Source organism: Polaromonas sp., assembly GCF_041689105.1.
Classification (GTDB): domain Bacteria; phylum Pseudomonadota; class Gammaproteobacteria; order Burkholderiales; family Burkholderiaceae_C; genus Polaromonas.
In genome coordinates this window covers 1-4,289 of the sequence record NZ_JBDNGU010000212.1, presented here as the reverse complement: position 1 = coordinate 4,289, position 4,289 = coordinate 1, and the positions used below count along the sequence as shown (strand labels likewise).

The 4,289-nt window shown below is 62.9% G+C and carries 2 protein-coding genes and 1 pseudogene; all 3 read left to right on the top strand.

Annotation, left to right across the window (positions count from 1 at the left end; translation table 11 throughout):
- Positions 1 to 1,901, top strand: a 1,901-nt coding sequence (locus ACESMT_RS20585) for an aconitate hydratase (RefSeq protein ID WP_372828458.1), incomplete at its 5' end; no start/stop codon positions are given.
- Between the two features lie 46 nt (positions 1,902 to 1,947).
- Complete coding sequence (locus ACESMT_RS20580; protein WP_372828457.1) at positions 1,948 to 3,705, top strand: sulfite reductase flavoprotein subunit alpha; 1,758 nt, start codon at positions 1,948 to 1,950, stop codon at positions 3,703 to 3,705.
- A gap of 20 nt (positions 3,706 to 3,725) precedes the next feature.
- Positions 3,726 to 4,289 (top strand): annotated as a pseudogene (locus ACESMT_RS20575) (sulfite reductase); the annotation flags it as partial.

Genomic DNA, 4,289 nt, shown 5'->3' with positions numbered 1-4,289 from the left:
TGCACGGGGACATGAAGCCCGGCGAGGAGATCGGGATCCGCATCGACCAGACGCTGACCCAAGACGCCACCGGCACGCTGGTGATGCTGGGGCTGGAGGCGATGAGCCTGGACCGGGTGAAAACCGAGGTGAGTGTCCAGTACGTTGACCACAACATCATCCAAGAGGACTACAAGAACCCCGACGACCACCTTTTCCTGCGCAGCGCCTGCCAGCGCTTCGGCGTGTGGTACTCGCGGCCCGGAAACGGGGTCAGCCATCCGTGCCACCAGGAGAACTTCGGCAAGCCGGGCAAGACCCTGCTCGGCTCTGACAGCCATACGCCGGCGGGCGGCGCGATTGGCATGCTGGCCATCGGCGCTGGCGGGCTGGAAGTGGCGCTGGCCATGGCGGGCGAGCCGTTTTACACGCGCATGCCACTGGTCTGGGGCGTCAAGCTCACCGGCAGTCTGCCGGACTGGGTCAGCGCCAAGGACGTGATCCTGGAGATGCTGCGCCGCCACGGCGTTGGCGGCGGTGTGGGCCGAATTGTCGAGTACTACGGGCCGGGGCTGAACACGCTGAGCGCGATGGATAGGCACGTGATCGCCAACATGGGTGCCGAACTGGGTGCGACCAGCACCGTTTTCCCTTCCGACCAGGAGGTGCGCCGCTTCCTGCGCGCCTGGCAGCGTGAAGACGACTGGGTCGAACTGCTTGCGGATACGGACGCCATCTACGACGTGATCGAAGAGATCAATCTGTCGAGCCTGGTGCCGCTGATCGCCATGCCGTCCAGCCCGGGGAACGTGCGCCCGGTCAGCGAAGTCGCTGGCGAACGTATCTATCAGGCGTATATTGGTTCGTCGGCCAATCCTGGGTACCGCGACTTAGCCGTTTCAGCGCTGATGGTGCAGGGTCGTAAGGTGAACGACCGTGTGTCATTCGACATCAATCCCACGTCCCGCGCACAGCTCGAAACCCTGGTGCGCGACGGGCATGTCGCCAACCTGCTGCACGCTGGCGCACGGCTGCACCAGGCCGGCTGCAACGGCTGCATCGGCTTGGGCCAGGCGCCAGCGACCCATGAACGTTCTTTGCGCACGGTGCCGCGCAACTTCCCCGGCCGTTCAGGCACGCGCGAGGACAAGGTATGTCTGGTCAGCCCTGAGACGGCCACGGCGTCGGCGCTCACTGGAGTGATTACGGACCCGCGCACGCTCGCCATCCCCTACCCACGCATCGCGGACCCGGACCATCCGATCCTCAACCGCGAGATGTTCATGTCGCCGTTGCCGCTTGCAGAGGCGCTGCAAGTGACCATCGAAAAGGGTCCGAACATCGCTTCACTGCCGAACTTCGAGCCGTTTCCTGATGAGATCGAAATGCCGGTCCTGCTCAAGGTGGCGGACGATATTTCCACCGATGAGATCATGCCGCCAGGGCTGCGGGTGTTGCCGTTTCGCAGCAACATTCCCAAGATCGCCGAGTTCTCCTTCGATAGGATCGATCCCACCTACTTCGCGCGAGCCAAGAAAGTACCGGGTCACATGGTGGTGGGCGGGAGCAATTACGGTCAAGGGTCGAGTCGCGAGCACGCTGCGCTGGGCCCACAGTATCTCGGGCTGCGCGCGGTTCTGACCAAGGGCTTTGCACGGATTCACTCGCAAAACCTTATCAACTTCGGCGTGCTACCGCTGACCTTCATCGACTTTTCTGACTATGACGCCATCCAGGCCGGTGACGTGCTGCGCCTGACCGACCTGCGGCGCGCGCTCGTAGCGGGGGGCGATCTGCTGGTCGAGAACGTCACACGCCAGCAGACGTTTCAGGTGCGTCACAGCATGTCGTCGCGGCAAGTGCAGTTTTTACTCAGCGGGGGATTGATCAACTGGATGAAAGAGCGCCTCACCGGGCAGTAGAAAAAATGGCAAATCGACTATCCCAACAAGGGACTGGCGTCCGAACATGAATTTTTCGCTTATCCCGAAAACGGCCCCGTTCGCCGAAGAGGAGATTGAGATTCTCAACCGCGTGGTGGGGCCTGCCAGCCCCACCCAACGCGCGTGGCTTGCGGGATTTCTCGCCGGAATAGACGCCGCCACGACGACGACGACGGCGCCGCAGCCGGCGGTCGGCGCGCAACCTACTGAGCCGCTGACCATCCTCTACGCCACCGAATCCGGAAACTCCGAGCGGCTCGCGTCGGACATGGCCAAGGCGGCGCGCAAGATGGGATTGAAGCCTTTGATCGTCGACATGGCTGATCTCGATGTGGCGACGCTCAAATCGGTAAGGCGTCTTGTGGTCATCGTCGCGACCTGGGGTGAAGGCGAGGCGCCGGCACGAGCCATTCGCGCTTACGCTGAACTCATGTCCGAGGGCGCGCCGCGCCTTGATGGCGCCCTGTTCAGCGTTCTCGCGCTCGGCGACACCGCCTATGCAGATTTCTGCGGGATTGGCCAGGCGTTGGACGCAAGACTTGAAGCGCTCGGCGGCAAGCGCGTCGCCGAGCGCGTCGATTGCGATCTCGATTTCGCAGAGCCCGCCGGGCGCTGGATAGCGACGGCACTGAAGGCGTTGGCCCCGGCCGAAGAAACCGGCCCCGGCCGCGTCATCACGGTCGATTTTGGCGCGAAGGCAGCGAGTAACGTCGATCTCGGTTCGGTCGAGGCCGAGATCACCGAGCTCATCAACATCAATTCCTCGCAGTCCGAAAAGGAAACGATCCATCTCGAGCTCGGCTTCGATGGCGCCGCGCCGCCTTACAAACCTGGCGATTCACTTGATATCTACCCTGAGAACGATGCGGCCTACGTGGAAGATCTGCTGCAAGCGGCGGGTCTTGCTTCCGACGCTGCGCTGCGCGCCGAGCTGACGAAGGGACGGGATGTCACGACGCTGTCGCTCAAGCCCCTGGAAAGCTACGCCGCCACGACCGGCCACCAGGAGGTAAAGGCTCTGCTCGAATCGGGCGATGCCCGCGCCTGGATCGCGGGCCGGCAGCTCATCGATCTTCTCGAGTTCTTTCCCATGACGCTGTCTGCCGATCAGCTGCTGCAGGTGACGCGGCCGCTGGCGCCGCGCGCCTACTCGATCGCTTCCTCGCGCAGCGAGGCGGGAGAGGAGGCGCATCTGCTGATCTCTGCGGTGCGCTACCAGAGCTTCGGGCGCGTGCGCAAGGGCGTTGCTTCCGGCCATGTCGCCGACCAATTGAAGAAAGGGCAGCGGCTGCGCGTAAAGTGGCGGCCCAACCGGCATTTCGCGCTACCGGCGCCGGACCGCGACATCATCATGGTCGGGCCGGGCACTGGCATCGCTCCGTTCCGCGCCTTCGTGCAGGAGCGCCGTGCCACCGGCGCGAGCGGCCGCTCCTGGCTGTTCTTTGGCGACCGCCATTTCACCCACGATTTCCTCTATCAGCTCGAATGGCAGGATGCCTTGAAGGACGGCTCGCTCACGCGCATGGACGTCGCCTTCTCGCGCGACACGCCGGAGAAGCTCTATGTGCAGCACCGCATCTGGGAGCAGCGCCTGGACCTCGTCGAATGGCTCGACAGTGGCGCCTATTTCTATGTCTGCGGCGACGCCAAGGCGATGGCGAAGGATGTGCGTGCGGCACTCGTGCGCGCCTATGCCGATGTAAAGACGCTGAGCTTGGAGGCCGCCGAGCAAGCGGTCAACGATCTTGATCGTGAGCACCGCTATCTTCAGGATACTTACTAAGTGGTTCATACGGAGTCCACATGACCAAAGAACACATGACCAAGGAACTTTCACGCAACGAACGCATCAAGGAAGCGAGCGCGTATCTGCGCGGAACGCTCGCCGAAGGCCTGCGGGAGGAGATCACCGGCGGGATCATCGAGGATGATGCGCAACTGGTGAAGTTCCATGGCATGTACCTGCAAGACGACCGCGATCTGCGCGGCGAGCGCGGGCGCAAGAAAATGGAGAAGGCCTTCTCCTTCATGATCAGGGTGCGTGTGCCAGGCGGCGTATGTACGCAAGGGCAATGGCTCAACATGGACCAGATCGTATGCACCTACGGCAACGGCACGATGCGCTTGACCGTGCGGCAGACCTTCCAGTTGCACGGCATCATCAAGTCGAACCTGAAAGCGACGATGCGAGAGATTGACGCAGCGCTGCTGACCACCATTGCGGCATGCGGCGACGTGAATCGCAACGTGATGTGCAACCCGAACCCCTATCAGTCACACGCCCATGCCACTTCGCTCGCGCTCGCCCGTGCCCTATCCGACCATCTGTTGCCGCGCACGCCGGCCTATCGCGAGATATGGCTCGAT